Source organism: Rhizobium sp. N122, from assembly GCF_002211295.1.
Classification (GTDB): domain Bacteria; phylum Pseudomonadota; class Alphaproteobacteria; order Rhizobiales; family Rhizobiaceae; genus Rhizobium.
In genome coordinates this window covers 110811-132492 of record NZ_LOKU01000009.1, presented here as the reverse complement: position 1 = coordinate 132492, position 21682 = coordinate 110811, and the positions used below count along the sequence as shown (strand labels likewise).

At 62.0% G+C, this 21682-nt stretch carries 21 protein-coding genes; 14 read left to right on the top strand and 7 right to left on the bottom strand.

Going from position 1 to position 21682, the window contains the following annotated elements; translation table 11 throughout:
* Window positions 1-8: 8 nt before the first annotated feature.
* From ATY75_RS08840 to ATY75_RS08805, 8 genes are all read left to right on the top strand, one after another.
* The gene (locus tag ATY75_RS08840; RefSeq protein ID WP_012483807.1) at window positions 9-1034 is read left to right on the top strand and encodes an ABC transporter substrate-binding protein; all 1026 of its coding nucleotides are present in this window, start codon (window positions 9-11) and stop codon (window positions 1032-1034) included.
* 88 nt (window positions 1035-1122) lie between these two features.
* A complete protein-coding gene (locus ATY75_RS08835; protein ID WP_088937238.1) occupies window positions 1123-3354 on the top strand; it encodes an iron ABC transporter permease in 2232 nt (743 codons plus the stop codon).
* Window positions 3351-4412 carry an ABC transporter ATP-binding protein gene (locus ATY75_RS08830; RefSeq protein ID WP_088937237.1) on the top strand — a complete coding sequence of 354 codons (1062 nt, stop codon included), beginning with the start codon at window positions 3351-3353 and terminating at the stop codon, window positions 4410-4412. The genes ATY75_RS08835 and ATY75_RS08830 overlap by 4 nt, the downstream gene beginning before the upstream one ends.
* A gap of 61 nt (window positions 4413-4473) precedes the next feature.
* Window positions 4474-5295: an inositol monophosphatase family protein gene (locus ATY75_RS08825; protein ID WP_088937236.1), complete on the top strand. Its 822-nt coding sequence runs from the start codon at window positions 4474-4476 to the stop codon at window positions 5293-5295.
* A gap of 130 nt (window positions 5296-5425) precedes the next feature.
* Window positions 5426-5959: an NUDIX hydrolase gene (locus ATY75_RS08820; protein ID WP_088937235.1), complete on the top strand. Its 534-nt coding sequence runs from the start codon at window positions 5426-5428 to the stop codon at window positions 5957-5959.
* A 58-nt stretch (window positions 5960-6017) separates the two neighbouring features.
* Window positions 6018-6524 (top strand): helix-turn-helix domain-containing protein, encoded by a 507-nt coding sequence (locus ATY75_RS08815; protein ID WP_088937234.1) that lies wholly within the window; start codon window positions 6018-6020, stop codon window positions 6522-6524.
* 13 nt (window positions 6525-6537) lie between these two features.
* On the top strand, window positions 6538-7803 hold the full coding sequence (fabF, locus tag ATY75_RS08810) for a beta-ketoacyl-ACP synthase II (protein ID WP_088937233.1): 1266 nt from the start codon (window positions 6538-6540) through the stop codon (window positions 7801-7803).
* An 80-nt stretch (window positions 7804-7883) separates the two neighbouring features.
* Window positions 7884-8312 (top strand): DUF4864 domain-containing protein, encoded by a 429-nt coding sequence (locus ATY75_RS08805; RefSeq protein ID WP_088937232.1) that lies wholly within the window; start codon window positions 7884-7886, stop codon window positions 8310-8312.
* On the opposite strand, the gene tgt is transcribed toward ATY75_RS08805, so the two are convergent.
* The 5 genes from tgt to coaD all read right to left on the bottom strand — a co-directional run bounded on the left by tgt (window position 8313) and on the right by coaD (window position 12265).
* Complete coding sequence (gene tgt / locus ATY75_RS08800; RefSeq protein ID WP_088937231.1) at window positions 8313-9443, bottom strand: tRNA guanosine(34) transglycosylase Tgt; 1131 nt, start codon at window positions 9441-9443, stop codon at window positions 8313-8315. It lies immediately after the preceding gene.
* Window positions 9440-10525, bottom strand: coding sequence for a tRNA preQ1(34) S-adenosylmethionine ribosyltransferase-isomerase QueA (gene queA / locus ATY75_RS08795; protein ID WP_088937230.1), 1086 nt, complete (start codon window positions 10523-10525; stop codon window positions 9440-9442). The genes tgt and queA overlap by 4 nt, the downstream gene beginning before the upstream one ends.
* Before the next feature lie 76 nt (window positions 10526-10601).
* Complete coding sequence (locus ATY75_RS08790) at window positions 10602-11111, bottom strand: peptidylprolyl isomerase (protein WP_003573154.1); 510 nt, start codon at window positions 11109-11111, stop codon at window positions 10602-10604.
* Window positions 11112-11139: 28 nt separating this feature from the next.
* On the bottom strand, window positions 11140-11712 hold the full coding sequence (locus ATY75_RS08785; RefSeq protein WP_064838472.1) for a peptidylprolyl isomerase: 573 nt from the start codon (window positions 11710-11712) through the stop codon (window positions 11140-11142).
* Window positions 11713-11770: 58 nt separating this feature from the next.
* Window positions 11771-12265: a pantetheine-phosphate adenylyltransferase gene (gene coaD / locus ATY75_RS08780; protein ID WP_064838471.1), complete on the bottom strand. Its 495-nt coding sequence runs from the start codon at window positions 12263-12265 to the stop codon at window positions 11771-11773.
* 90 nt (window positions 12266-12355) lie between these two features.
* Between coaD and ATY75_RS08775 the strand changes: the two genes are divergently transcribed.
* The 3 genes from ATY75_RS08775 (at window position 12356) to ATY75_RS35440 (ending at window position 13103) form a co-directional block, all read left to right on the top strand.
* Window positions 12356-12634, top strand: coding sequence for a hypothetical protein (locus ATY75_RS08775; RefSeq protein ID WP_088937229.1), 279 nt, complete (start codon window positions 12356-12358; stop codon window positions 12632-12634).
* A gap of 142 nt (window positions 12635-12776) precedes the next feature.
* Complete coding sequence (locus tag ATY75_RS34550) at window positions 12777-12932, top strand: hypothetical protein (RefSeq protein ID WP_003539654.1); 156 nt, start codon at window positions 12777-12779, stop codon at window positions 12930-12932.
* 36 nt (window positions 12933-12968) lie between these two features.
* The gene (locus ATY75_RS35440) at window positions 12969-13103 is read left to right on the top strand and encodes a hypothetical protein (RefSeq protein WP_010056528.1); all 135 of its coding nucleotides are present in this window, start codon (window positions 12969-12971) and stop codon (window positions 13101-13103) included.
* A gap of 163 nt (window positions 13104-13266) precedes the next feature.
* On the opposite strand, the gene gyrA is transcribed toward ATY75_RS35440, so the two are convergent.
* Window positions 13267-16086, bottom strand: coding sequence for a DNA gyrase subunit A (gene gyrA / locus ATY75_RS08770; protein WP_088937228.1), 2820 nt, complete (start codon window positions 16084-16086; stop codon window positions 13267-13269).
* Between the two features lie 243 nt (window positions 16087-16329).
* On the opposite strand from gyrA, the gene ATY75_RS08765 reads away from it, so the two are divergent.
* Window positions 16330-16977, top strand: coding sequence for a MarC family protein (locus tag ATY75_RS08765; protein ID WP_088937227.1), 648 nt, complete (start codon window positions 16330-16332; stop codon window positions 16975-16977).
* A 112-nt stretch (window positions 16978-17089) separates the two neighbouring features.
* Here the strand turns inward: ATY75_RS08765 and ATY75_RS08760 are convergent, their stop codons facing one another.
* Entirely contained in the window at window positions 17090-17596 is a 507-nt protein-coding gene (locus ATY75_RS08760; protein WP_003586486.1) for a single-stranded DNA-binding protein, read from the bottom strand.
* A 283-nt stretch (window positions 17597-17879) separates the two neighbouring features.
* Between ATY75_RS08760 and uvrA the strand changes: the two genes are divergently transcribed.
* Together uvrA and ATY75_RS08750 are read left to right on the top strand one after the other, a co-directional pair.
* Entirely contained in the window at window positions 17880-20801 is a 2922-nt protein-coding gene (gene uvrA, locus ATY75_RS08755; RefSeq protein WP_088937226.1) for an excinuclease ABC subunit UvrA, read from the top strand.
* A gap of 70 nt (window positions 20802-20871) precedes the next feature.
* Entirely contained in the window at window positions 20872-21678 is an 807-nt protein-coding gene (locus tag ATY75_RS08750) for a DUF72 domain-containing protein (RefSeq protein WP_088937262.1), read from the top strand.
* Window positions 21679-21682 lie beyond the last annotated feature (4 nt).

The following is a 21682-nucleotide window of genomic DNA, read 5'->3' as shown; positions in this document are numbered from 1 at the left end:
GGATACCCATGCGACTGACAGTTCTTTCCACGCTTCTCTTTGCCGGAACGGCGCTGGCTGCCGGTTCGGTCCAGGCCGCCGGCGAGCTTAACCTCATCTGCTCGGCCGATGTCGTCATCTGCGAGCAGATGCAGGGCGACTTCGAAAAGGCTCACGACATCAAGGTCAATATGGTGCGTCTGTCGTCGGGCGAGACCTATGCCAAGATACGCGCCGAGGCTCGCAACCCGAAGACCGACATCTGGTGGGCCGGCACGGGGGATCCGCATGTCCAGGCAGCATCGGAAAACCTGACGCTGGAATACAAGTCGCCGATGCTCGACCAGTTGCAGGACTGGGCAAAGAAGCAGGCGGAGAGCACCGGCTTCAAGACGGTCGGCGTCTACGCCGGTGCGCTCGGCTGGGGTTACAACACCGAGATCTTCAAGACCAAGGGTTACAAGGAGCCCCGCTGCTGGGCTGATCTCCTGGCGCCGGAATTGAAGGGCGAAATCCAGATCGCCAATCCGAACTCCTCGGGCACTGCCTATACGGCTCTCGCTTCTCTGGTACAGATCATGGGCGAAGACCAGGCTATCGACTATCTGAAAAAACTGAACGCCAACGTCTCGCAATACACCAAGTCCGGATCGGCTCCGGTCAAGGCGGCGGCGCGGGGCGAAACGGCGCTTGGCATCGTCTTCATGCATGACGCCGTTGCCCAGACTGCCGAAGGCTTTCCGGTCAAGTCCGTCGCGCCATGCGAGGGCACCGGCTATGAAATCGGCTCCATGTCGATCATCAAAGGCGCCCGCAATCTCGACAACGCTAAGGTCTGGTACGACTGGGCGCTGCGGCCCGAAGTGCAATCGCGCATGAAGGATGCCAAGTCGTTCCAGCTGCCGTCGAACAAATCGGCGGAGGTGCCGAAGGAAGCGCCGAAGTTCGAGGACATCAAGCTGATCGACTACGACTTCAAGACCTATGGCGATCCGGCAAAGCGCAAGGCCCTGCTGGAGCGCTGGGACCGGGAAGTCGGCGCCATTGCCAACTGAAGATCGACGAGTGGCGCGGCATCCCGGACGGATCCGGGGTGCCTCTCCATTCTCCCATTTCATCAACCTGAAATAAGCGAGGTATGCCATGAGACGTGGCAATCGCCGATTGGACATCGTCCTTGGCCTGGGGGCGGCTGCCCTGATCCTGGTCCCGTGGTATCGCATCGAGGGCGGCTTCTTCGGATTCAACTGGCTGTCTGCCTTCCCGTTCTCCGCCGATACGGCGCCCGGCCTGCTGCAAATCCTGCAGCATGGAAGAACCTGGCTTGCCGGCGTGCTCCTGCTGTTTTTGCTCGGCTGTTTGGCGCGCCTGGTGCGCGATCCGATGCGGCGCGGAACCTTGCTCGCCTCGCTCGGCGCCGTCGGCCTCGTCTTCCTCTCTCTGCAGGGATTGGCGATCGGCTTTTCCGGCTGGACCTGGGCAATCAGTGAAAACCTGTTCGGCATATTATCCGAGGGACAGCCGTCGATGGGTGCCGGCGCGGTCCTCTTGGCGCTCGTCTTCGTTCTCCTCTTTGCGTTCGGACTGGCCGAACGCGGGGTGATGAAGGGAGATGCCTTCATCGTCGGCTCGATTTGCATTCTCGCGTTTCTGGTCACCGTCTTCGTTTTCTACCCGATCGGCAGCATGTTCATCGCTTCGGTGCAGGACTTCGACGGCTCCTTCAATCCGGATGGCCTTATACGCAACATTCAGGACCCCGGCATTTGGAGCCTGGGCTGCATAGCGGGTGAAGAACGTTGCGGCGTTGCCTGGCGCACGCTTCTTCTCGCCGTCATGACCGCTTCCGGCTCGACCCTGCTCGGCCTCGGCTTTGCGCTGGTCGCGACGCGCACGCGCTTTCCCTTCAAAAAGGGATTGCGCCTGCTGACGGTGCTGCCGATCATCACACCGCCCTTCGTCATCGGCCTGGCGCTGACGCTGCTGTTCGGCCGCGCCGGCGTTATCACCGAGGCCTTGTCCAGCCTGTTGGGTATCGAGCCAGGCCGCTGGCTCTATGGGCTCACCGGCATCTGGATCGCCCAGGTGCTCTCATTTACGCCGATCGCCTTCCTCGTCCTTATCGGCGTCGTCGAAGGCGTCAGCCCCTCGATGGAAGAGGCATCGCAGACCCTGCGTGCCGGTCGCTGGCGCACGTTCTGGCGCGTCTCCCTGCCGCTGATGAAGCCGGGTCTCGCCAACGCCTTCCTGATCGGATTCATCGAGAGCATGGCCGATTTCGGCAATCCGCTCGTGCTCGGCGGCACGCATGGCGTGCTTTCGACGGAAATCTTCTTTGCGGTCGTCGGATCGCAGAACGATCCGTCGCGCGCGGCCGTTCTTGCCATCGTGCTCCTGTGCTTCACGCTCTCGGCATTCCTCGCTCAGCGTCTCTGGCTATCGGGCCAGAGCTTTGCCACGGTCACCGGCAAGGGCGACAGCGGCGCTCATATCGCATTACCGCGCGGCCTTTCCATTGCCGTACATGCGGTGGTCGTTCCGTGGATGATTTTCACCGTCATCGTTTATGGAATGATCCTGATCGGCGGCTTCGTGAAAACCTGGGGCCTCGACAACTCGCTGACGCTCGACCATTACGCTCGCGCCTTCTCGATCGGTTTCGACAACGGCGCAATTGCGTGGACCGGCGTGGCGTGGAACTCCTTCTGGACGACGATGGAAATCGCGCTCGTCTCCGCACCCCTGACCGCTGCGGTTGGCCTGCTCACGGCCTATATCATCGTACGGCAGAAATTCGTCGGGCGGAACGTCTTCGAATTCGCGCTGATGATGAGCTTCGCCATCCCCGGAACGGTCATCGGCGTCAGCTACATCATGGCTTTCAACCTGCCGCCGATCGAGATGACCGGCTCGGCGCTGATCCTCATCCTCTGCTTCGTCTTCCGCAACATGCCGGTCGGCGTACGCGGCGGGATCGCGGCGATGAGCCAGCTCGACAAGAGCCTGGACGAGGCGTCGCTGACTTTGCGTGCGGACAGTTTCCGCACGATCCGCAAGGTGATCCTGCCGCTGCTGCGGCCAGCCATCACCGCTGCCCTGGTCTATTCCTTCGTGCGCGCCATAACCTCGATCAGCGCCGTCATCTTCCTCGTCAGCGCGGAATACAACATGGCCACGTCCTATATCGTCGGCCTCGTCGAGAATGGCGAGTACGGCGTAGCGATCGCCTATTCATCCATGCTGATCGTGGTGATGAGCATTGTCATCGCCGGCTTCCAGCTCGTCGTCGGCGAGCGCCGCCTACGCCGCGAAAATCGCGTCGCCGGCACCAGCTCAGCTCCCTCTGTTCCTCTCGGTCAGGAGAAAACCGCATGATCACCGTCAAACCCGGGTCCGTCACCTTCCAGAATGTCCGCAAGTCTTTCGGTGCATTCACGGCCATTCCGGACCTTTCCATCTCCATCGAGCCGGGCACGCTGGTGACCTTGCTCGGCCCATCCGGCTGCGGCAAAACCACCACGCTGCGCATGCTGGCCGGGCTCGAGCATCCGACATCCGGACGTATTCTGATCGGCGGCGCCGACGTTACCATGCTGCCCGCCAATGAGCGCGACGTGTCGATGGTGTTTCAGTCCTATGCCCTGTTTCCGCATATGACGTCGCTCGACAATGTCGCTTACGGTCTGCAGTCGTCGGGCCTCGGCAAGAAGGAAGCGCGGGAAAAGGCCGAGGAAGGATTGAAGCTCGTCGGCCTTGCGGGCATGGGCCATCGCCTGCCGGCCGAGCTTTCCGGCGGCCAGCAGCAACGCGTCGCGGTTGCCCGCGCGCTTGTGCTCGAGCCGCAGGTGCTGCTGCTCGACGAACCGCTCTCCAACCTCGATGCACGCCTGCGCCGCCGGGTGCGCACGGAGATCCGCGAACTGCAGCAACGGCTCGGCTTCACCGCCGTTTATGTCACCCATGACCAGGATGAGGCTCTGGCGGTGTCCGACCGCATCATCGTCATGAAGGATGGCGAGATCGCCCAGTCCGGGACGCCGCGTGAACTCTATGAAGCGCCGGCATCGTCCTTCATCGCCGATTTCATGGGCGAGGCCAATGTCATCCCTTGCGAGGTGATCGGCGTCGAAGGGACGGAGGCGCTTATCCGCGTGGCCGGCGTGGACCATCGTTTGCCAAGCCGCAGCGCAAAGCCCGGCATGGCAAAACTCGCCGTCAGGCCCGGATCGATCACCATAGCGGCAGCCGGCCAGCGGGGCTTGGCGGGACGCGTGCTCCACAGTGCCTATCTCGGCGGACATGTCGAATATGAAATCGAAACCGATGTCGGAACGCTCTTCATCATCGATCATGCCGTCGAAAGAAACCTGCCGCCTGCGAGCGATGTCACACTCGGGTTCGAGAACCGTGGCATTGCGCTGATCAATGCCTGAAACATCTGGGCCTGAAACATTTGGGCCTGAAACATTTGGAATGCGAATAAAGGATAGCAATATGACGATGCATGACACTGATCTGGAGCGGCGCTTCACCCTGGCCAAATCCCTTGCTGCGGAGGCTGGTGCTTTGGCGTTCGACTATTTCAATAAGCGCGAGACTCTTGTGATCGAGACCAAGCGCGATCTTCAGGACGTCGTGTCGATCGCGGATCGCAACGTCGAGACCTTCCTGCGTGAGCGGGTTGCGGCAGCAATTCCCGAGGACGGTTTCCTCGGCGAGGAGTTCGGCCATCAAGCCGGAAGTTCCGGCTATACCTGGGTTGTCGATCCAATCGACGGCACAGCGCCCTTCGTCAATGGCATGCCAACCTGGTGCGTTTCGGTCGCTGTCCTCTACCAGGGCGTCCCGGTTGTCGGCGTGATCCAAGCGCCTTGCGCGAACGAGCTTTATGCCGCAGCCCTTGGCCTTGGCGCGAGCTTGAATGGCGAGACGCTTTTGCTCGATCCCTCCCGCACGATACAGAACGCCATGACCGGTATTGGCTGCAATACGCACGTCGCTCCGGAGGTTGTCGGCTCCATCATAACGGCGTTGCTCGCCAGCGGCGGCACGTTCATTCGCAACGGCTCCGGAGCGCTGATGCTTGCCTATGTGGCTGCAGGGCGTCTCGTCGGCTATTATGAACCTAACATGCGGGCTTGGGACTGCATGGCGGGTTATTGCCTTGTGAAAGAAGCTGGAGGCCAGTACCTGCCCTTCCCGACCGAGGGCGAAGATTTGTTCAAGGGGCATCCCGTCCTGGCCAGCAATGTTTCCGCATATCCGGAATTGTTGGCGATTCACAATCTGCGCGACGGCAATAGAACCGCACTATAGAGCAGGCTACGTGGCGGCGAGCGCACGGCTGACAACGGCGGATGGTTGCGCCTACAACTGATTGTCATAATCTGCCATGAACCCGCTCAGGCAGGTGAAGAATCAGCAAATTCAACAATCCCCAATTGCCATGAAGACTCCGAAAAAACGCAGCAAGCCTCGACCAGACAAGTCTCAGCCATTGCTGCGGCAGCTCGCCGCCGTTCCTGCCAAGCTGTTTTCGGGGGCATTCCGCCAACAATACGGCGCGATTTGCTTCCGCCACGCCAATGACGGACCGGGAATCGAAATCCTGGTGATCACATCGCGCGAGAGTGCGCGCTGGGTCATTCCGAAAGGGTGGCCGATGAAAGGGAAGAAGCCGTTTGAAGCGGCAGCGATCGAAGCCTGGGAGGAAGCAGGCGTGCGCGGGACGGTGAGGAAAAAACCGGTCGGCCGCTACACCTATCTGAAAGAACTCGACAATGGTGACGTAGCCCCCTGCATCGTCGACTTGTTTCAGGTTGAGGTCATCGAGATCAGCGAAGATTTCAAGGAGCAAGGCCAGCGTATTCTCGAGTGGGTCAGCCCTGATGAAGCGGCAAGACGCGTTCGCGAGATCGAACTCAAGTCGCTGCTCGTCGAGTTTGAGGCCCGCGGGCGCGCTAAGCGCAATCCGCGCTGAAGGCTGTCCCTCCTCAAGTAACTTGCATCATGATAGTCACTGCTGTAGTGACAGATCCATGCAGCGGACGAGCTTCAGTCAATTCAAATGCCCGGCGGCGCGCGCGCTCGACAGCGTCGGCGACTGGTGGAGCATCATGATCCTGCGCGACGCCTTTCAGGGGCTGTCGCGCTTCGACGAATTTCAGAAGAGCCTCGGCGTGGCGCCGAACATCCTGACACGGCGGCTCAAACAGCTGACAGATCAGGGGCTGTTCGAACGGCGGCTCTACCAGCAACGCCCTGCCCGCTACGAATATCGGCTGACGGACAAGGGCCGCGATTTCTTTCCGGTGCTGATGACGCTGTTTTCCTGGGGAAGCCGGCACATGCCGGCGGAAGATCTCGCCTTTCTGCTCGGCGACGCCGCTTCGGGCAGAGAGCGCCAAATGGTACTGGTCGACGCACGGACCGGCCAAGAAGTGACACCCGAAAACACCAGCCTGCTTCCAGGCCCCGCAGCCGATGACGAGGTGCGTGCGCGGATCGCCCGCATGCGCGCCTGGTATCTCGGCATCGACGCATAGAGAGGAAAATATCATGGACCGCATTGTTGTCACCGGCATGGGACTTGTCTCGCCACTCGGCATCGGCGTCGAGCCCGCCTGGAAACGCCTCCTCGGTGGCGCTTCAGGTCTGAGGGTGCTGGCGGAGGATGTCGTCGGCGAACTCTCAGCCAAGGTCGGCGGCATCGTTCCCGGCATTGCTTCGGATGTTGAGGCGGGCTTCGACCCCGACCGCTACATCCCGCCCAAGGACCAGAAGAAGATGGACCGCTTCATCCAGTTCGCCATGGCGGCGACGGAGGAAGCGGTGAAGCAGGCCGGCTGGATGCCCACAGACGAGGGCGCGCGCGAACGCACGGCAACGATCATCGCCTCGGGCGTCGGCGGCTTTCCTGCCATCGCCGAGGCGGTGCGGATCGGTGAGGCGCGCGGCGTGCGGCGGCTGTCTCCCTTCACCGTGCCCTCCTTCCTCGTCAACCTCGCCGCCGGCCAGGTCAGCATCCGCTACGGCTTCAAGGGCCCGCTCGGCGCGCCGGTGACAGCATGCGCGGCCAGCGTCCAGGCGATCGGCGATGCGGCGCGGCTGATCCGTTCCGGCGAAGCGGATGTGGCGATCTGCGGCGGCGCCGAGGCCTGCATCGACAAGGTGAGCCTTGGCGGCTTTGCCGCTGCGCGTGCCCTTTCCACCGGCTTCAACGAGACGCCGGAGTTAGCCTCGCGGCCCTTCGACACGGAGCGCGACGGCTTCGTCATGGGCGAAGGCGCCGGCATCCTGGTGATCGAAACGCTGGAGCACGCGCTTGCCCGTGGCGCGACGCCGCTTGCCGAACTCGTCGGCTACGGCACGGCAGCGGACGCCTACCACATGACCTCAGGCCCCGAAGACGGCGACGGCGCGCGCCGGGCGATCGAGACAGCGCTCCGGCAGGCCAAGATCCCGGCGTCCGAGGTCAAGCATCTGAACGCGCATGCGACCTCGACACCGGTCGGTGACAAAGGCGAGATCGCGGCGATCGCCACGGTCTTCGGCCGCAATGGCGGCATCGCCGTCAGCGCGACGAAATCGGCGACCGGCCACCTGCTGGGTGCTGCCGGCGGGCTGGAGGCGATCTTCACCATCCTGGCGCTGCGCGACCAGATCGCGCCGCCGACCCGAAACCTCGATGAAGCCGATCCTGATGCCGACGGCATCGATATCGTCGGCAAGGTGGCGCGGCCACTGGCAATGGACTATGCCATCACCAACGGTTTCGGCTTCGGCGGCGTGAATGCCAGCGCCCTCTTCCGCCGCTGGTCGTAAAGGCCGCTTTTCTTGCGCTGGAAATGGCCTACACTTCCGCTCCATCGGGATCTTTTCCCCCGATAGAGCCGGAGATCCCCATGCGCGCCTTCTTCGCAGTTGTCATTCTGTGTGCCGCGTCCCTCCTCTCCCCTGTCTCGGCCCGGGCCGAAGATCCGATCGACGCCACACGGGCGATGATCGAGGAACAGATCAAAGCCTTCCTCAAGGACGATGCCGAGACCGCTTATTCCTTCGCCGCCCCCGGCATCAGGGCGATGTATCCCGACAAGAACCTGTTCTTCGCCATGGTGAAGAAGAGCTACGAGCCGGTCTATCACCCCGGCAACTACGCCTTCGGCCGCAGCCGCTCGATCGACAATGGCGCGCTGATCTACCACGAGGTGCTGATCTCTGGCCGCGACGGCAAGGACTGGACGGCGATCTACCAGATGACGCGACAGCCGGACGGCAGCTACCGGATCAACGGCGTGCAGATCATGCCGGATGCGGACAGCAAGGGTATTTGATCAAACGGGTGTGAGGTCGCCTCTCGCCCATTCCTCCATCGTTTCCGCCATGAAATCGGCGAAGCGGCCTTCGGCGATGGCCTTGCGGATGCCCTGCATCAGTTCCTGGTAATAGGCGAGATTGTGCCAGGAGAGCAGCATGCCGCCGAGCGCCTCGTTGGCGCGGACGAGATGGTGCAGATAGGCGCGGGAATAATCGCGCGAGGCCGGGCAGTTCGACTGATCGTCGAGTGGGCGCATATCCTCGGCATGACGGGCATTGCGAATGTTGACCTTGCCGCGGCGGGTAAAGGCCAGGCCGTGGCGGCCGGAGCGGGTCGGCATGACGCAGTCGAACATGTCGATGCCGCGGGCGACCGATTTCAGCATATCGTCCGGCGTGCCGACGCCCATGAGATAACGCGGCTTTTCCAGAGGAAGCACCGGCAGCGTCGTGTCCAGCATCTGCAGCATGACGTCCTGCGGTTCGCCGACGGCAAGACCACCGATCGCATAACCCTTGAGGTCGAGCTGGCTCAGCGCCTCAGCCGACCGGATACGCAGCGCCGGGATGTCGCCGCCCTGGACGATGCCGAACATCGCCTTTCCGGGCTGCTCGCCGAAGGCGACCCGGCAGCGCTCGGCCCAGCGCAGCGACATTTCCATGGCGCGCTCGATCTCCTTCGGCTCGGCCGGCAGGGCCACGCATTCGTCGAGCTGCATCTGGATATCGGAGCCGAGCAGCCCCTGGATTTCGATGGAGCGCTCCGGCGACATATGGTGCAGGCTGCCGTCGACATGCGACTTGAAGGTGACGCCCTGCTCGTCGAGCTTGCGCAGGCCGGAGAGCGACATGACCTGAAAACCGCCGGAATCCGTCAGGATCGGGTGTTCCCAGCGGATCAGCTTGTGCAGGCCGCCGAGGCGGGCGACGCGCTCGGCACTGGGGCGCAGCATCAGATGATAAGTATTGCCGAGGATGATGTCGGCGCCGGTCTCGCGCACCTGGTCGAGATACATCGCCTTGACGGTGCCGACGGTGCCGACGGGCATGAAGGCCGGCGTGCGGATGGTGCCGCGCGGCATGGAAATTTCGCCGAGGCGGGCGCCGGCATCAGTCTTCTTCAACGTAAATTGGAAGTTTTCTGTCATTTGTCTTTCCGGAAAAGAAGGCTCGCGTCTCCGTAGGAGTAGAAGCGGTAGCCTGTCGAAATGGCGTGTTCATAGGCCGCATGCATGGTCTCGAAGCCGGCAAAAGCCGAGACCAGCATGAACAGCGTCGAGCGCGGCAGGTGGAAATTGGTCATCAGCATGTCGACCGCGTTGAAGCGATAGCCGGGTGTGATGAAGATACCGGTGGCGCCGGCCCAGGGCTTGATCTCTCCGCTTTCCGCCGCTGCACTTTCGATCAGCCGCAGCGAGGTCGTGCCGACGCAGACGATACGCCCGCCCCTTGCCTTGACGGCATTCAGCCGGGCGGCGATCTCGGCGCTGACATAACCGCTTTCGAGATGCATCTTGTGATCGTCGGTATCGTCGGCCTTCACAGGCAGGAAGGTGCCGGCGCCGACATGCAGCGTGACGAAATGGCGTTCGATGCCGGCCTTATCCAGCGCCGCAAACAGATCAGGCGTGAAGTGCAGGCCGGCAGTGGGGGCGGCGACGGCGCCCTCCTCGCGGGCATAGATCGTCTGGTAATCGGCGCGGTCGCGCTCGTCCTCGGGCCGCTTGGCGGCGATATAAGGCGGCAGCGGAATATGGCCGACGGCGGCGATTGCCTCGTCGAGCGCCGGGCCTGTGAGGTCGAAGGCGAGCGTCACTTCGCCGGCCTCGCCCTTTTCCTCGACGGTGGCATCGAGCGAGCCAAGGAAGCAGCTTTCGCCGCTGTGACCGAAGGCGATGCGGTCGCCCTCCTTGATGCGCTTGCCGGGTTTGGCAAAGGCCTTCCAGCGGCTGGGGCCGATGCGCATATGCAGCGTTGCCGACACCTGCTGGCCGCCCGCCCCCTCGCGATGGCGGATGCCTTCGAGTTGGGCTGGAATGACCTTGGTATCGTTGAAGACCAGCGCATCGCCCGGCCGCAGAAAGGACGGCAGATCGCCGACTCGATGATCGGAGAGCACGCTTTCAGCATGGGGGTTGACGACGAGCAGGCGCGCGCTGTCGCGCGGCTCGGCGGGCCGCAACGCGATGCGTTCATCCGGCAGATCGAAATCGAAAAGGTCTACGCGCATAACGGCACTTTCAGGCAAAGCGAAACCCGCCCCCACGCGGTTGACGCGCAAGAGCGGGTTTCAGCAGAAATCACAATCAGACGTCGGCGGCAACCCGCATCGAGACGATCGAGTCCGGATCGGAAACCGGCTCGCCGCGCTTGATCTTGTCGACGTTGTCCATGCCTTCGATGACCTGGCCCCAGACGGAATACTGCTTGTTCAGCCAAGGCGCGTCGGTGAAGCAGATGAAGAACTGCGAATTGGCCGAGTTCGGGTTCTGCGAACGGGCCATCGAGCAGGTGCCGCGCGTATGGGTGGTCGCGGAGAATTCAGCCTTCAGATCCGGCTTGGAGGAGCCGCCCATGCCGGCGCGGCCGGGATTGAAGGTTTCCGAGCCCTTCTTGCCGAATTCGACATCGCCCGTCTGCGCCATGAAATCCTGAATGACGCGGTGGAAGACGACGCCGTCATAGGCCTTTTCACGGGCGAGCTCCTTGATGCGGGCGACATGCTCCGGGGCGACCTGCGGCAGAAGCTGAATGACAACCTTGCCCTTGGTGGTTTCCAGAATGATGGTGTTTTCGGGATCCTTGATCTCGGCCATTGTCTTCTCCTCTTGTTTCTCTCGTAACTTACTTCTTGCCCAGGGTGACCTTGATCATCCGGTCGGGACTTTTGACTTCGCCGTTCTGGCCTTCGCCGCGCTTGATCTTGTCGACATTCTCCATGCCGGAAACGACCTTGCCGACCACGGTGTACTGACCGTTGAGGAAGGAGCCGTCATCGAACATGATGAAAAACTGCGAATTGGCGGAATTCGGATCCTGCGAACGGGCCATGCCGACCGTGCCGCGCACGAACGGGGTCTTGGAAAACTCCGCCGGAATATCCGGCATATCGGAGGAGCCGGTGCCGGCGAGGCTCGCATCGAAACCCTTCTCCATATTGCCGTATTTGACGTCGCCGGTCTGGGCCATGAAGCCGTCGATGACGCGGTGGAAGGCGACGTTGTCATATTCGCCCTTCTTGGCCAGCGCCTCGATCTGGGCGACATGCTTCGGCGCCACCTCAGGCATCAGCTGGATGACGACGGGGCCGTTCTTCAACTGGATGGTGAGATAATGATCGGCCGACTGGGCGAAGGCGTCCCCCGCGAAGGAGGCGAGATACAACACGCCGGCAAATGCGAGATAAAAGAGTTTCATATGGGCTCCGTTGCGGCGGGTTTCGCCTGGTCTTTGCGCTTGCCAGACTTCGTATTTATCAGTCTGGGCGCTTGGATGTGAGGGCTTGCAAGACGGCGGCCGGCACGAAGGCGCTGACATCGCCGCCCATGGCGGCGATCTGGCGGACCAATGTGGCCGTAATGGGCCGCGAGGCCGTTCCCGCCGGCAAAAAGATGGTCTGGATATCGGGCGCCATCGTCCTGTTCATGCCGGCCATCTGCATTTCGTAATCAAGATCGGTGCCGTCGCGGAGACCGCGGATCAGAAGCGTGGCGCCATGGGCGCGGGCGGCATCGACGACCAGATTGTCGAAAGCGACGACATCGATGTCGCCGGTCTTGCCGGGCAGCGCTTCAGCCAGCGAAAGGCGGATCAGCTCGGCTCTCTCCTCGAAGGAAAAGAGCGGCGCTTTGCCGGGGTGGATACCGATCGCGACGATCACCTTTTCGGCGACGTTCAGCGCCTGGACCAGAACATCCACATGCCCATTGGTGATCGGGTCGAAAGACCCGGGATAAAAAGCTGTCGTCATCTGGCCCGACCGTTGGTTTGACGCCTTTTGTCACGGATGCCGGCTTGCCGCAAGTGATTTGGCCAATCGTCCCGGACGGTTGAACCGCGGATGAACGGCCCGTTCAAGGCGGTTTCAGACAGTATCTGCTTAACTCAGATCATCAACGCAGCCGATGCCATTCCGGCATCCGGCGCCTCCCGAAAGACCAATTCCATGCTGATCGTGCTCGTTGCACTTGCCGTCGTTTCCTCGCTCGCCGCCGAGATGGCCTATGGCTATTTCGCCGATCGCTACGAGGTGAGCTGGGTGCGGCCGGAGCTTGCTGAGCATGCCGCGATCGTGCGCGCCCAGGGCCGGCTGCGCGCAAAAAACTACGTTCGAATCTGAACGCCAGATGAACGAGACATTCAAGGAGGCTTCAGATCGGCATTGGTAAACACCGCCTCAACATCCGGCGGAACCATTTAAAAACGGATGCGTTCATTCAACCGATACATAGATGCGATTATCGCGGCAGGAAGGACTAAAGATGCCCGGCAAGATTACGATGATTAACGTGCTCTGGATGGTAATGGTCACGGGCATGCTGACCGCAACTGTCGCTCTCTATGATCAGAAGGTTGATACGTCCAAGGTTTATGGCCCCTATGCTTCGGCCCGGACGGCCGTACTGGGCCAGTACTGAGGGGCGAGAACGCAACTCCCCAGGAAAGGAATGCCTATGTTCACGATCTTGACAGTGCTCACCGCCCTTATCAGCGTCATGTTCATAGTGTCTGTAGCCTCGACGATATCGGCGCTTCGGCGCGAAGGTGAAGAGGTAAAGGCGCTGAACGAAAAACATAGCGCATTCTGACATTCCTCTTTTTCCAACTCCTTCCCCACCTTGAGCGGCACCCCTTCCGCTGCCAAGGCCATTCAAAGCCGGATGCACCCAGCGTCCGGCTTTTTCTTTGGGCCGGTAAGGACGGGCGCGGCTTGAAAAGAAAAGGGCGGCCCGAAGCCGCCCTTTCACTTGATTATTCCTCAGCCGACCCGGCCGGGTCACCATCGGTAGCCGGCGCCTCGCCGGCAGCCGCGTCCTCGGTGGTGGCGGCGCCTTCGGCGACCTCGACAGTCTCCTCCGCCTCATCCTCCGGTTCGCTGATGCGCTCGACCGAGACGACCTTCTCGTCCTTGGCCGTTGAGAAGATGGTGACGCCCTTGGTGGCGCGGCTGGCGATGCGGATGCCGCCGACCGGCACGCGGATCAGCTGGCCGCCATCGGAAACCAGCATGATCTGGTCGCCATCGTCGACCGGGAAGGCCGCGACCAGTTCGCCGATCTCGCCTGTCTTCGACGTGTCGGTGGCGCGGATGCCCTTGCCGCCGCGGCCGGAGATGCGGAAATCATAGGACGACGAACGCTTGCCGAAGCCCTTTTCGGAGACGGTGAGCACGAATTGCTCGAGCTGCTTCAGCTCCTCATAACGCTCGTCGGAGAGCTGTCCCTCTTCGGTGACCTCCTCGCCGACCAGCGCGATCTCCTCGGCCTCACCTGTCGTCAGGCGGCGGTCGTTGGCGGCGCGCTTCAGATAGGCGGCGCGCTCCCACGGCTCGGCGTTGACGTGGCGGACGATGGTCATCGAGATGATGCGGTCGCCGCCGGCAAGGCTGATGCCCCGCACGCCGATCGAATTGCGGCCGGCGAAAACGCGGACGTCGTCGACTGAGAAGCGGATGCACTGGCCGAGCGCCGTCGTCAGCAGCACGTCGTCACTTTCCGTGCATGTCTCGACGGAGAGGATTTCATCGCCCTCCTCCTCGAGTTTCATGGCGATCTTGCCGTTGCGGTTGACCTGGACGAAGTCCGACAGCTTGTTGCGGCGAACCGTGCCGCGCGTCGTCGAGAACATGACGTCGAGATTGTCCCAGCTCTCCTCGTCCTCGGGCAAGGGCAGGATGGTGGTGATGCGTTCGCCGGGGGCGAGCGGCAGCATGTTGATCAGTGCCTTGCCGCGCGAGGTCGGCGTGCCGATCGGCAGTCGCCAGACCTTTTCCTTGTAGACGATGCCGCGCGAGGAGAAGAACAGGACCGGGGTATGAGTGTTGACGACGAATAGCCGGCTAACAAAATCCTCGTCACGGGTGGTCATGCCGGAGCGACCCTTGCCGCCGCGGCGCTGGGCGCGATAGGTGGTCAGCGGCACGCGCTTGATATAGCCGAGATGCGAGACGGTGACGACCATGTCCTCGCGGGCAATCAGATCCTCGTCGTCCATTTCGAGGCCGCCATCGACGATCTCGGTGCGGCGCGGCGTGCCGAATTCATCACGCACGGCTGACAGTTCGTCCTTGACGATGGTCTGGATGCGGACGCGCGAGGAGAGAATATCGAGGTAATCCTTGATTTCCTCGCCGATTTTATTGAGTTCGTCGCCGATTTCGTCGCGACCAAGGGCCGTCAGACGGGCAAGGCGCAGTTCGAGGATGGCCCGGGCCTGCTCTTCGGACAGGTTGTAGGTCAGGTCCTCGTTGATGCGATGGCGCGGATCGTCGATCAGACGGATCAGGCTTTCGACATCTTCGGCCGGCCAGCGGCGGGTCATCAGTTCTTCGCGGGCCGACTGCGGATCGGGCGCCTGGCGGATGACGCGGATGACTTCATCGATATTGGCGACGGCGATGGCGAGGCCGACCAACACATGGGCGCGGTCACGCGCCTTGCGCAGCAGGAATTTCGTTCTCCGGCTAACGACTTCCTCGCGGAAGGAGACGAAAGCCCGCAGCATGTCGAGCAGGGTCAGCTGCTCGGGCTTGCCGCCGTTCAGCGCCACCATGTTGCAGCCGAAAGAGGTCTGCAGCGGCGTATAGCGATAAAGCTGGTTGAGGATGACCTCGGCATTGGCGTCGCGCTTCAATTCGACGACGACGCGATAGCCCTGGCGGTCGGATTCGTCGCGCAGATCGGAAATGCCTTCGATGCGCTTGTCGCGCACCAGTTCGGCCATCTTCTCGATCATCGTCGCCTTGTTCACCTGGTAGGGAATCTCGGTGATGATGATCTGCTCGCGGTCGCCGCGCATCGGCTCGATGGCCGCTACGCCGCGCATGATGACCGAACCGCGGCCGGTTTCATAAGCCGAGCGAATGCCGGCGCGGCCGAGGATCTTCGCACCGGTCGGGAAGTCCGGGCCGGGAATGATCTGCATCAGTTCCGGCAGCTCGATCGCCGGATCGTCGATCAGCGCAATGCAGCCGTCGATGACTTCGGAGAGATTGTGCGGCGGGATATTGGTCGCCATGCCGACGGCGATGCCGCCGGCGCCGTTGACCAGCAGGTTCGGGAACTTGGCGGGAACCACGACCGGCTCGGAAAGCGTGCCGTCGTAGTTGTCGCGGAAATCGACGGTTTCCTTGTCGAGATCGTCGAGCAGCGAATGGGCAGCCTTTTCGAGGCGGCATTCGGTGTAACGTTCGGCCGCCGGCGGATCGCCGTCGACCGAGCCGAAATTGCCCTGGCCGTCGATCAGCGGCAGACGCAGCGACCAAGGCTGGGCCATGCGGGCCAGCGCATCATAGATCGCCGAATTGCCGTGCGGATGGTATTTACCCATCACGTCACCGGTGACGCGGGCGCATTTGACGTATTTCTTGTTCCAGTCGATGCCGAGCTCGGACATGCCGTAGAGGATGCGCCGGTGCACGGGCTTCAGGCCGTCGCGCACGTCGGGAAGCGCGCGGCTGACGATGACGCTCATCGCGTAATCGAGATACGACCGCTGCATTTCCTCCATGATGGAGATGGGCTCGATGCCTGGCGGGAGCTTCCCGCCGCCGGGGGGTGTTTGCTCAGTCAAAACAGATCACGATCTCTTCTAGAATCACTTGAAGATTTATAGCGGAAAGCCCGTTCCCGCGCCAATTTCACGCGGCGTTTTGAACAGGCTTTTGCGGCTTAAAGAGGGTAAAACATGTAAGTTGCGCGGCCGAACCGGACAAATCCGCCGCGGGCCGCCGCGGGATATTTGCCAAATCGGAATAGCCGCTTCACAATCATAAAACCACACATAATAACCACTATATGGGGTTCCCGAGAGACGATGGCAAGCGCCGACCTATTGATCAACGCCTTCACGACGCTGCTCGTCACCATCGATCCGCCGGGGCTCGCGCCGATCTTCCTGGGGCTGACGACGGGCATGAGCCGCGCGCAACGGACGCAGGTGGCGCTGCGCGGCTCGACCATCGCCTTCATCATCCTCGCCGTCTTCGCGCTGTTCGGGGCCGGCGTGCTCGGCGTGCTCGGCATCTCGATCGGCGCCTTCCGCATCGCCGGCGGGCTGCTGCTCTTCTGGATCGCCTTCGAGATGGTGTTCGAGCGGCGCCAGGAACGCAAGGAGAAGGCGAGCGAGGCTGCCGTCACCAAGGATCATATCGAAAATATCGCCGTCTTTCCGCTCGCCTTGCCGCTGATCGCCGGTCCCGGTGCGATCTCGGCGACGATCCTGCTTGCCGGCACGCTGCCGACCTCCGTGGAAAAAGCCCAGCTGATCTCCGTCATCGCCGCCAATCTGCTGCTGACCTTCCTGATGCTGCTGATTGCCGAACGGCTCGACCGTTTCCTCGGCGTCACCGGCCGGGCGATCCTGACACGGCTGCTCGGCGTCATCCTCGCCGCCCTAGCAGTGCAATTCGTCGTCGACGGCGCGAAAGCGGCGCTCAATCTCATCAGCGCGACGCCGCACTGAAAAGTGCGGCATCTGCCGCGCGATAAGAAATGCGCGGGATCAAAGAAAAAGAGCATGACGCCATCAAAGGCATCATGCTCTCGGATATTCATCATACAGGAAAAACGGTCGATCAGAACGGGATGTCGTCGTCGAGGTCGCGCGAGAAGTTGCCGCCGCCACCGCCGCGGCTTGGCGATGATGACGGAGCCGGGGCGCCGTAGTCATCGCCATAATCATTGTTGCTGCTGCCTCGGCCGCCGCCGGAGCTTGCACCGCCGCCTTCACCGCGGCCGTCGAGCATGGTCAGGGTCGAACCGAAGCCCTGCAGCACCACTTCCGTCGAGTAGCGGTCTTGGCCCTGCTGGTCCTGCCATTTGCGGGTCTGCAGCTGGCCTTCGATATAGAGCTTGGCGCCCTTCTTCACATATTGCTCGACAACCTTGCAGAGGCCCTCGTTGAAGACGACGACCGTGTGCCATTCGGTCTTTTCACGGCGCTCGCCGGAATTGCGGTCGCGCCAGGTCTCCGAGGTCGCGATACGGAGGTTGGCGATCGGCCGGCCATCCTGCGTGCGGCGGATTTCCGGGTCCGCACCGACGTTTCCAATCAGAATTACCTTGTTTACGCTACCAGCCATGCTTCTCACCCTGCCTGCCGCCCTGCCCGGCGGCGTTAATCGATCAGCGCACCTTAAACCATCGCGGACCGCCGATGCGCGTAAACGGTCGTTCATCCACATGTTTATCCCATCAGAAAGCCGCATGCATTCATCAGGAATTTTGTTCTTTATTTGTTCTAGTTTATCCGTATGATCCTGTCAACAGAATCGAAAACCTTGACCCTAGTTGACATTCAGCCTCGACTCGCCGGTCGGCATCACTAAATAAGGGCTGTTATCCCAAAGGACCAAAGCTGAGACGATGAGCGAACTGAAGACGATCTCCATCCGCGGCGCGCGCGAGCATAATCTCAAGGGCATCGATCTCGATCTGCCGCGCAACAAGCTGATCGTCATGACCGGGCTTTCGGGCTCCGGCAAGTCCTCGCTTGCCTTCGACACGATCTATGCCGAGGGCCAGCGCCGTTATGTCGAGAGCCTGTCGGCCTATGCCCGGCAGTTCCTTGAAATGATGCAGAAGCCCGACGTCGACCAGATCGACGGGCTGTCGCCGGCGATCTCGATCGAACAGAAGACCACCTCGCGCAACCCGCGCTCGACGGTCGGCACCGTCACCGAGATCTACGACTATATGCGCCTGCTCTTTGCCCGCGTCGGCGTTCCCTATTCGCCGGCGACCGGCTTGCCGATCGAGAGCCAGACCGTCAGCCAGATGGTCGACCGCATCCTCGATTTCGGCGAGGGCACCCGTCTTTATATTCTCGCGCCGCTCGTGCGCGGGCGCAAGGGCGAATACAAGAAGGAACTGGCGGAGCTGATGAAGAAGGGCTTCCAGCGCGTCAAGGTCGATGGCCAGTTCTACGAGATCGCCGAAGCGCCGGTGCTCGACAAGAAATACAAGCACGATATCGACGTGGTGGTCGACCGCATCGTCGTGCGCTCGGATGTCTCGGCCCGCCTGGCCGACAGTCTGGAAACCTGCCTGAAGCTCGCCGACGGGCTGGCTGTCGCCGAATTCGCCGACAAGCCGCTGCCGCCGGAGGAGACTTCGGCCGGCGGCTCGGCCAACAAGTCGCTGAACGAGACGCATGAGCGCGTGCTGTTTTCGGAGAAATTCGCCTGCCCGGTCTCCGGCTTCACCATTCCCGAGATCGAGCCCCGGCTGTTCTCCTTCAACAATCCCTTCGGCGCCTGCCCGACCTGCGACGGCCTCGGCGCCCAGCAGAAAATCGATCCGGATCTGATCGTGCCGGAGCCGGAACGGACGCTGCGCGACGGTGCGATCGCCCCCTGGGCCAAGTCGACCTCGCCCTATTACAATCAGACGCTCGAGGCACTCGGCAAACATTACGGCTTCAAGCTCGGCACCCGCTGGAACGATCTCTCCGACGAGGCCAAAGACGTCATCCTCAACGGCACCGAGGACAAGATCGAATTCCACTACGCCGACGGCGCCCGCGCCTATACGACGCAGAAGAATTTCGAGGGCATCATCACCAATCTCGAGCGCCGCTGGAAGGAGACCGATTCCGCCTGGGCGCGCGAGGATATCGAGCGCTTCATGTCGGCAGCCCCCTGCCCGTCCTGCAACGGCTTTCGCCTGAAGCCGGAGGCCTTGGCGGTGAAGATAAACACGCTGCATATCGGCGAAGTCACCGGCATGTCGATCCGCATCGCCCGCGATTGGTTCGAGACGCTGCCGGCCAGCTTCAACGCCAAGCAAAACGAAATCGCCGTGCGCATCCTCAAGGAAATCCGCGACCGGCTGCGCTTCCTCAACGATGTCGGCCTGGAATATCTCAGCCTGTCGCGCAATTCCGGCACGCTGTCTGGCGGCGAAAGCCAGCGCATCCGGCTGGCCTCACAGATCGGCTCGGGGCTGACGGGCGTGCTCTACGTGCTCGACGAGCCGTCGATCGGCCTGCATCAGCGCGACAATGCCCGGCTGCTCGACACGCTGAAGCACCTGCGCGACATCGGCAACACCGTCATCGTCGTCGAACATGACGAGGATGCGATCCTGACGGCCGACGACGTGGTCGACATCGGCCCGGCCGCCGGCATTCACGGGGGCCAGGTCATCGCCCACGGCACGCCGCAGGATATTATGGACAATCCGCAGTCGCTGACCGGAAAATATCTGTCCGGCGAACTCGGCGTTCCCGTTCCCCACGAGCGCCGCAAGCAGAAGAAGGGCCGCGAGATCAAGGTGGTCGGGGCGCGCGGCAACAATCTGAAGAACGTCACGGCGGCAATCCCGCTCGGTGTGTTCACGGCGGTGACCGGCGTTTCCGGCGGCGGCAAATCCACCTTCCTGATCGAGACGCTGTATAAATCGGCGGCGCGCCGCGTCATGGGCGCGCGCGAAATCCCGGCCGATCACGACCGCATCGACGGCTTCGAGCATATCGACAAGGTGATCGACATCGACCAGTCGCCGATCGGCCGCACGCCGCGCTCGAACCCGGCGACCTATACCGGCGCCTTCACGCCGATCCGCGACTGGTTCGCCGGCCTGCCGGAAGCCAAAGCGCGCGGCTACCAGCCGGGCCGCTTCTCCTTCAACGTCAAGGGCGGACGCTGCGAAGCCTGCCAGGGCGACGGCGTCATCAAGATCGAGATGCACTTCCTGCCGGATGTCTACGTCATCTGCGACGTCTGCCACGGCAAACGCTATAACAGAGAGACGCTCGACGTCACCTTCAAGCAGAAGTCGATCGCCGACGTGCTCGATATGACCGTGGAGGAAGGCGTCGATTTCTTCGCGGCAGTACCCGCCGTGCGCGACAAGCTGCAGGCGCTGAAAGATGTCGGCCTCGGTTATATCAAGGTCGGCCAGCAGGCCAACACGCTATCCGGCGGCGAGGCGCAGCGCGTCAAACTCGCCAAGGAACTGTCGAAGCGCTCGACGGGACGTACGCTCTACATTCTCGACGAACCGACGACCGGCCTGCATTTCCACGACGTCGCCAAGCTGCTCGAAATGCTGCACGAACTGGTCAACCAGGGCAATTCGGTTGTGGTGATCGAGCACAATCTCGAAGTCATCAAGACGGCCGACTGGGTGCTCGATTTCGGCCCTGAGGGCGGCGATGGCGGCGGTGAAATCGTGGCTTTTGGCACGCCGGAGGCGATCGTCAAGGAGAAGCGCTCCTATACCGGACAGTTCCTCAAGGAATTGCTGGAACGGCGGCCGGCCAAGAGGGCGGCTGCGGCGGAATGACGATGCGGCCAGCCTCGCCCGAGGATCTGGAAACGGTCACGACTGAATGGCTGCCAACTGGGAGGACGACATGACGAAATCCGGCACTATCCGCACCGGCATCGGCGGCTGGACCTTCGAGCCCTGGCGCGGGCATTTCTTTCCTGATGACCTGAAGCAAAAGGACGAGCTGAATTATGCCAGCCGCCAGCTGAAGGTCATCGAGGTCAACGGCACCTATTATAGCACCCAGAAACCGGCGGTCTTCGCCAAATGGGCAACCGATGTGCCCGACGGTTTCATCTTTTCGCTGAAGGCCACGCGGTTCGTCACCAACCGGCGGGTGCTTGCCGAAGCCGGGGAATCGATGGAGCGGTTCCTGTCATCTGGAATCAGCGAGCTCGGCGATCATCTCGGGCCGCTGCTCTGGCAGTTCGCGCCGACGAAGAAGTTCGATGCGGACGATTTCGAGGCCTTCCTGAAGCTGTTGCCGGAAAAACAGGACGGGCTGGCGCTTCGCCACGTGGTCGAGGTGCGCCACGATTCCTTCAAGGTGCCGGAGTTCGTGGCGTTGCTGGCGAAATACGGCGTGGCGCCTGTTTGCGCCGAACATTTCGAATATCCGATGATCGCCGACGTCACGGCCGATTTCGTCTATGCCAGGCTGCAGAAGGGATCGGACGATATAGCAACCTGCTATCCCGACAAGGACTTGAAGGCCTGGGCGGACCGACTCGAGACCTGGGCCGAAGGCAAGGTTCCCGAGGATCTGCCGTTGATCGACAAGGGGCGCAAGGTCAAGGCCGAGCCGCGCGACGTCTTCGCCTTCATGATCCATGAAGGCAAGGTGAATGCGCCGCATGGGGCGATCGCCCTGCAGAAATTGCTCCAGTCATAAGTCG

What these genes read in the sequence shown, in the direction of transcription:
- fabF (WP_088937233.1), top strand. Translation starts at nt 6,538, where the DNA reads ATGGACCGCATTGTTGTCACCGGCATGGGACTTGTCTCGCCACTCGGC.
- ATY75_RS35440 (WP_010056528.1), top strand. Translation starts at nt 12,969, where the DNA reads ATGTTCACGATCTTGACAGTGCTCACCGCCCTTATCAGCGTCATGTTC.
- ATY75_RS34550 (WP_003539654.1), top strand. Translation starts at nt 12,777, where the DNA reads ATGCCCGGCAAGATTACGATGATTAACGTGCTCTGGATGGTAATGGTC.
- ATY75_RS08785 (WP_064838472.1), bottom strand. Translation starts at nt 11,712, where the DNA reads ATGAAACTCTTTTATCTCGCATTTGCCGGCGTGTTGTATCTCGCCTCC.
- ATY75_RS08750 (WP_088937262.1), top strand. Translation starts at nt 20,872, where the DNA reads ATGACGAAATCCGGCACTATCCGCACCGGCATCGGCGGCTGGACCTTC.
- ATY75_RS08775 (WP_088937229.1), top strand. Translation starts at nt 12,356, where the DNA reads ATGAACGGCCCGTTCAAGGCGGTTTCAGACAGTATCTGCTTAACTCAG.
- uvrA (WP_088937226.1), top strand. Translation starts at nt 17,880, where the DNA reads ATGAGCGAACTGAAGACGATCTCCATCCGCGGCGCGCGCGAGCATAAT.
- ATY75_RS08830 (WP_088937237.1), top strand. Translation starts at nt 3,351, where the DNA reads ATGATCACCGTCAAACCCGGGTCCGTCACCTTCCAGAATGTCCGCAAG.
- ATY75_RS08840 (WP_012483807.1), top strand. Translation starts at nt 9, where the DNA reads ATGCGACTGACAGTTCTTTCCACGCTTCTCTTTGCCGGAACGGCGCTG.
- ATY75_RS08815 (WP_088937234.1), top strand. Translation starts at nt 6,018, where the DNA reads ATGCAGCGGACGAGCTTCAGTCAATTCAAATGCCCGGCGGCGCGCGCG.
- ATY75_RS08835 (WP_088937238.1), top strand. Translation starts at nt 1,123, where the DNA reads ATGAGACGTGGCAATCGCCGATTGGACATCGTCCTTGGCCTGGGGGCG.
- ATY75_RS08760 (WP_003586486.1), bottom strand. Translation starts at nt 17,596, where the DNA reads ATGGCTGGTAGCGTAAACAAGGTAATTCTGATTGGAAACGTCGGTGCG.
- coaD (WP_064838471.1), bottom strand. Translation starts at nt 12,265, where the DNA reads ATGACGACAGCTTTTTATCCCGGGTCTTTCGACCCGATCACCAATGGG.
- ATY75_RS08820 (WP_088937235.1), top strand. Translation starts at nt 5,426, where the DNA reads ATGAAGACTCCGAAAAAACGCAGCAAGCCTCGACCAGACAAGTCTCAG.
- ATY75_RS08790 (WP_003573154.1), bottom strand. Translation starts at nt 11,111, where the DNA reads ATGGCCGAGATCAAGGATCCCGAAAACACCATCATTCTGGAAACCACC.
- queA (WP_088937230.1), bottom strand. Translation starts at nt 10,525, where the DNA reads ATGCGCGTAGACCTTTTCGATTTCGATCTGCCGGATGAACGCATCGCG.
- ATY75_RS08765 (WP_088937227.1), top strand. Translation starts at nt 16,330, where the DNA reads ATGGCAAGCGCCGACCTATTGATCAACGCCTTCACGACGCTGCTCGTC.
- ATY75_RS08825 (WP_088937236.1), top strand. Translation starts at nt 4,474, where the DNA reads ATGACGATGCATGACACTGATCTGGAGCGGCGCTTCACCCTGGCCAAA.
- tgt (WP_088937231.1), bottom strand. Translation starts at nt 9,443, where the DNA reads ATGACAGAAAACTTCCAATTTACGTTGAAGAAGACTGATGCCGGCGCC.
- ATY75_RS08805 (WP_088937232.1), top strand. Translation starts at nt 7,884, where the DNA reads ATGCGCGCCTTCTTCGCAGTTGTCATTCTGTGTGCCGCGTCCCTCCTC.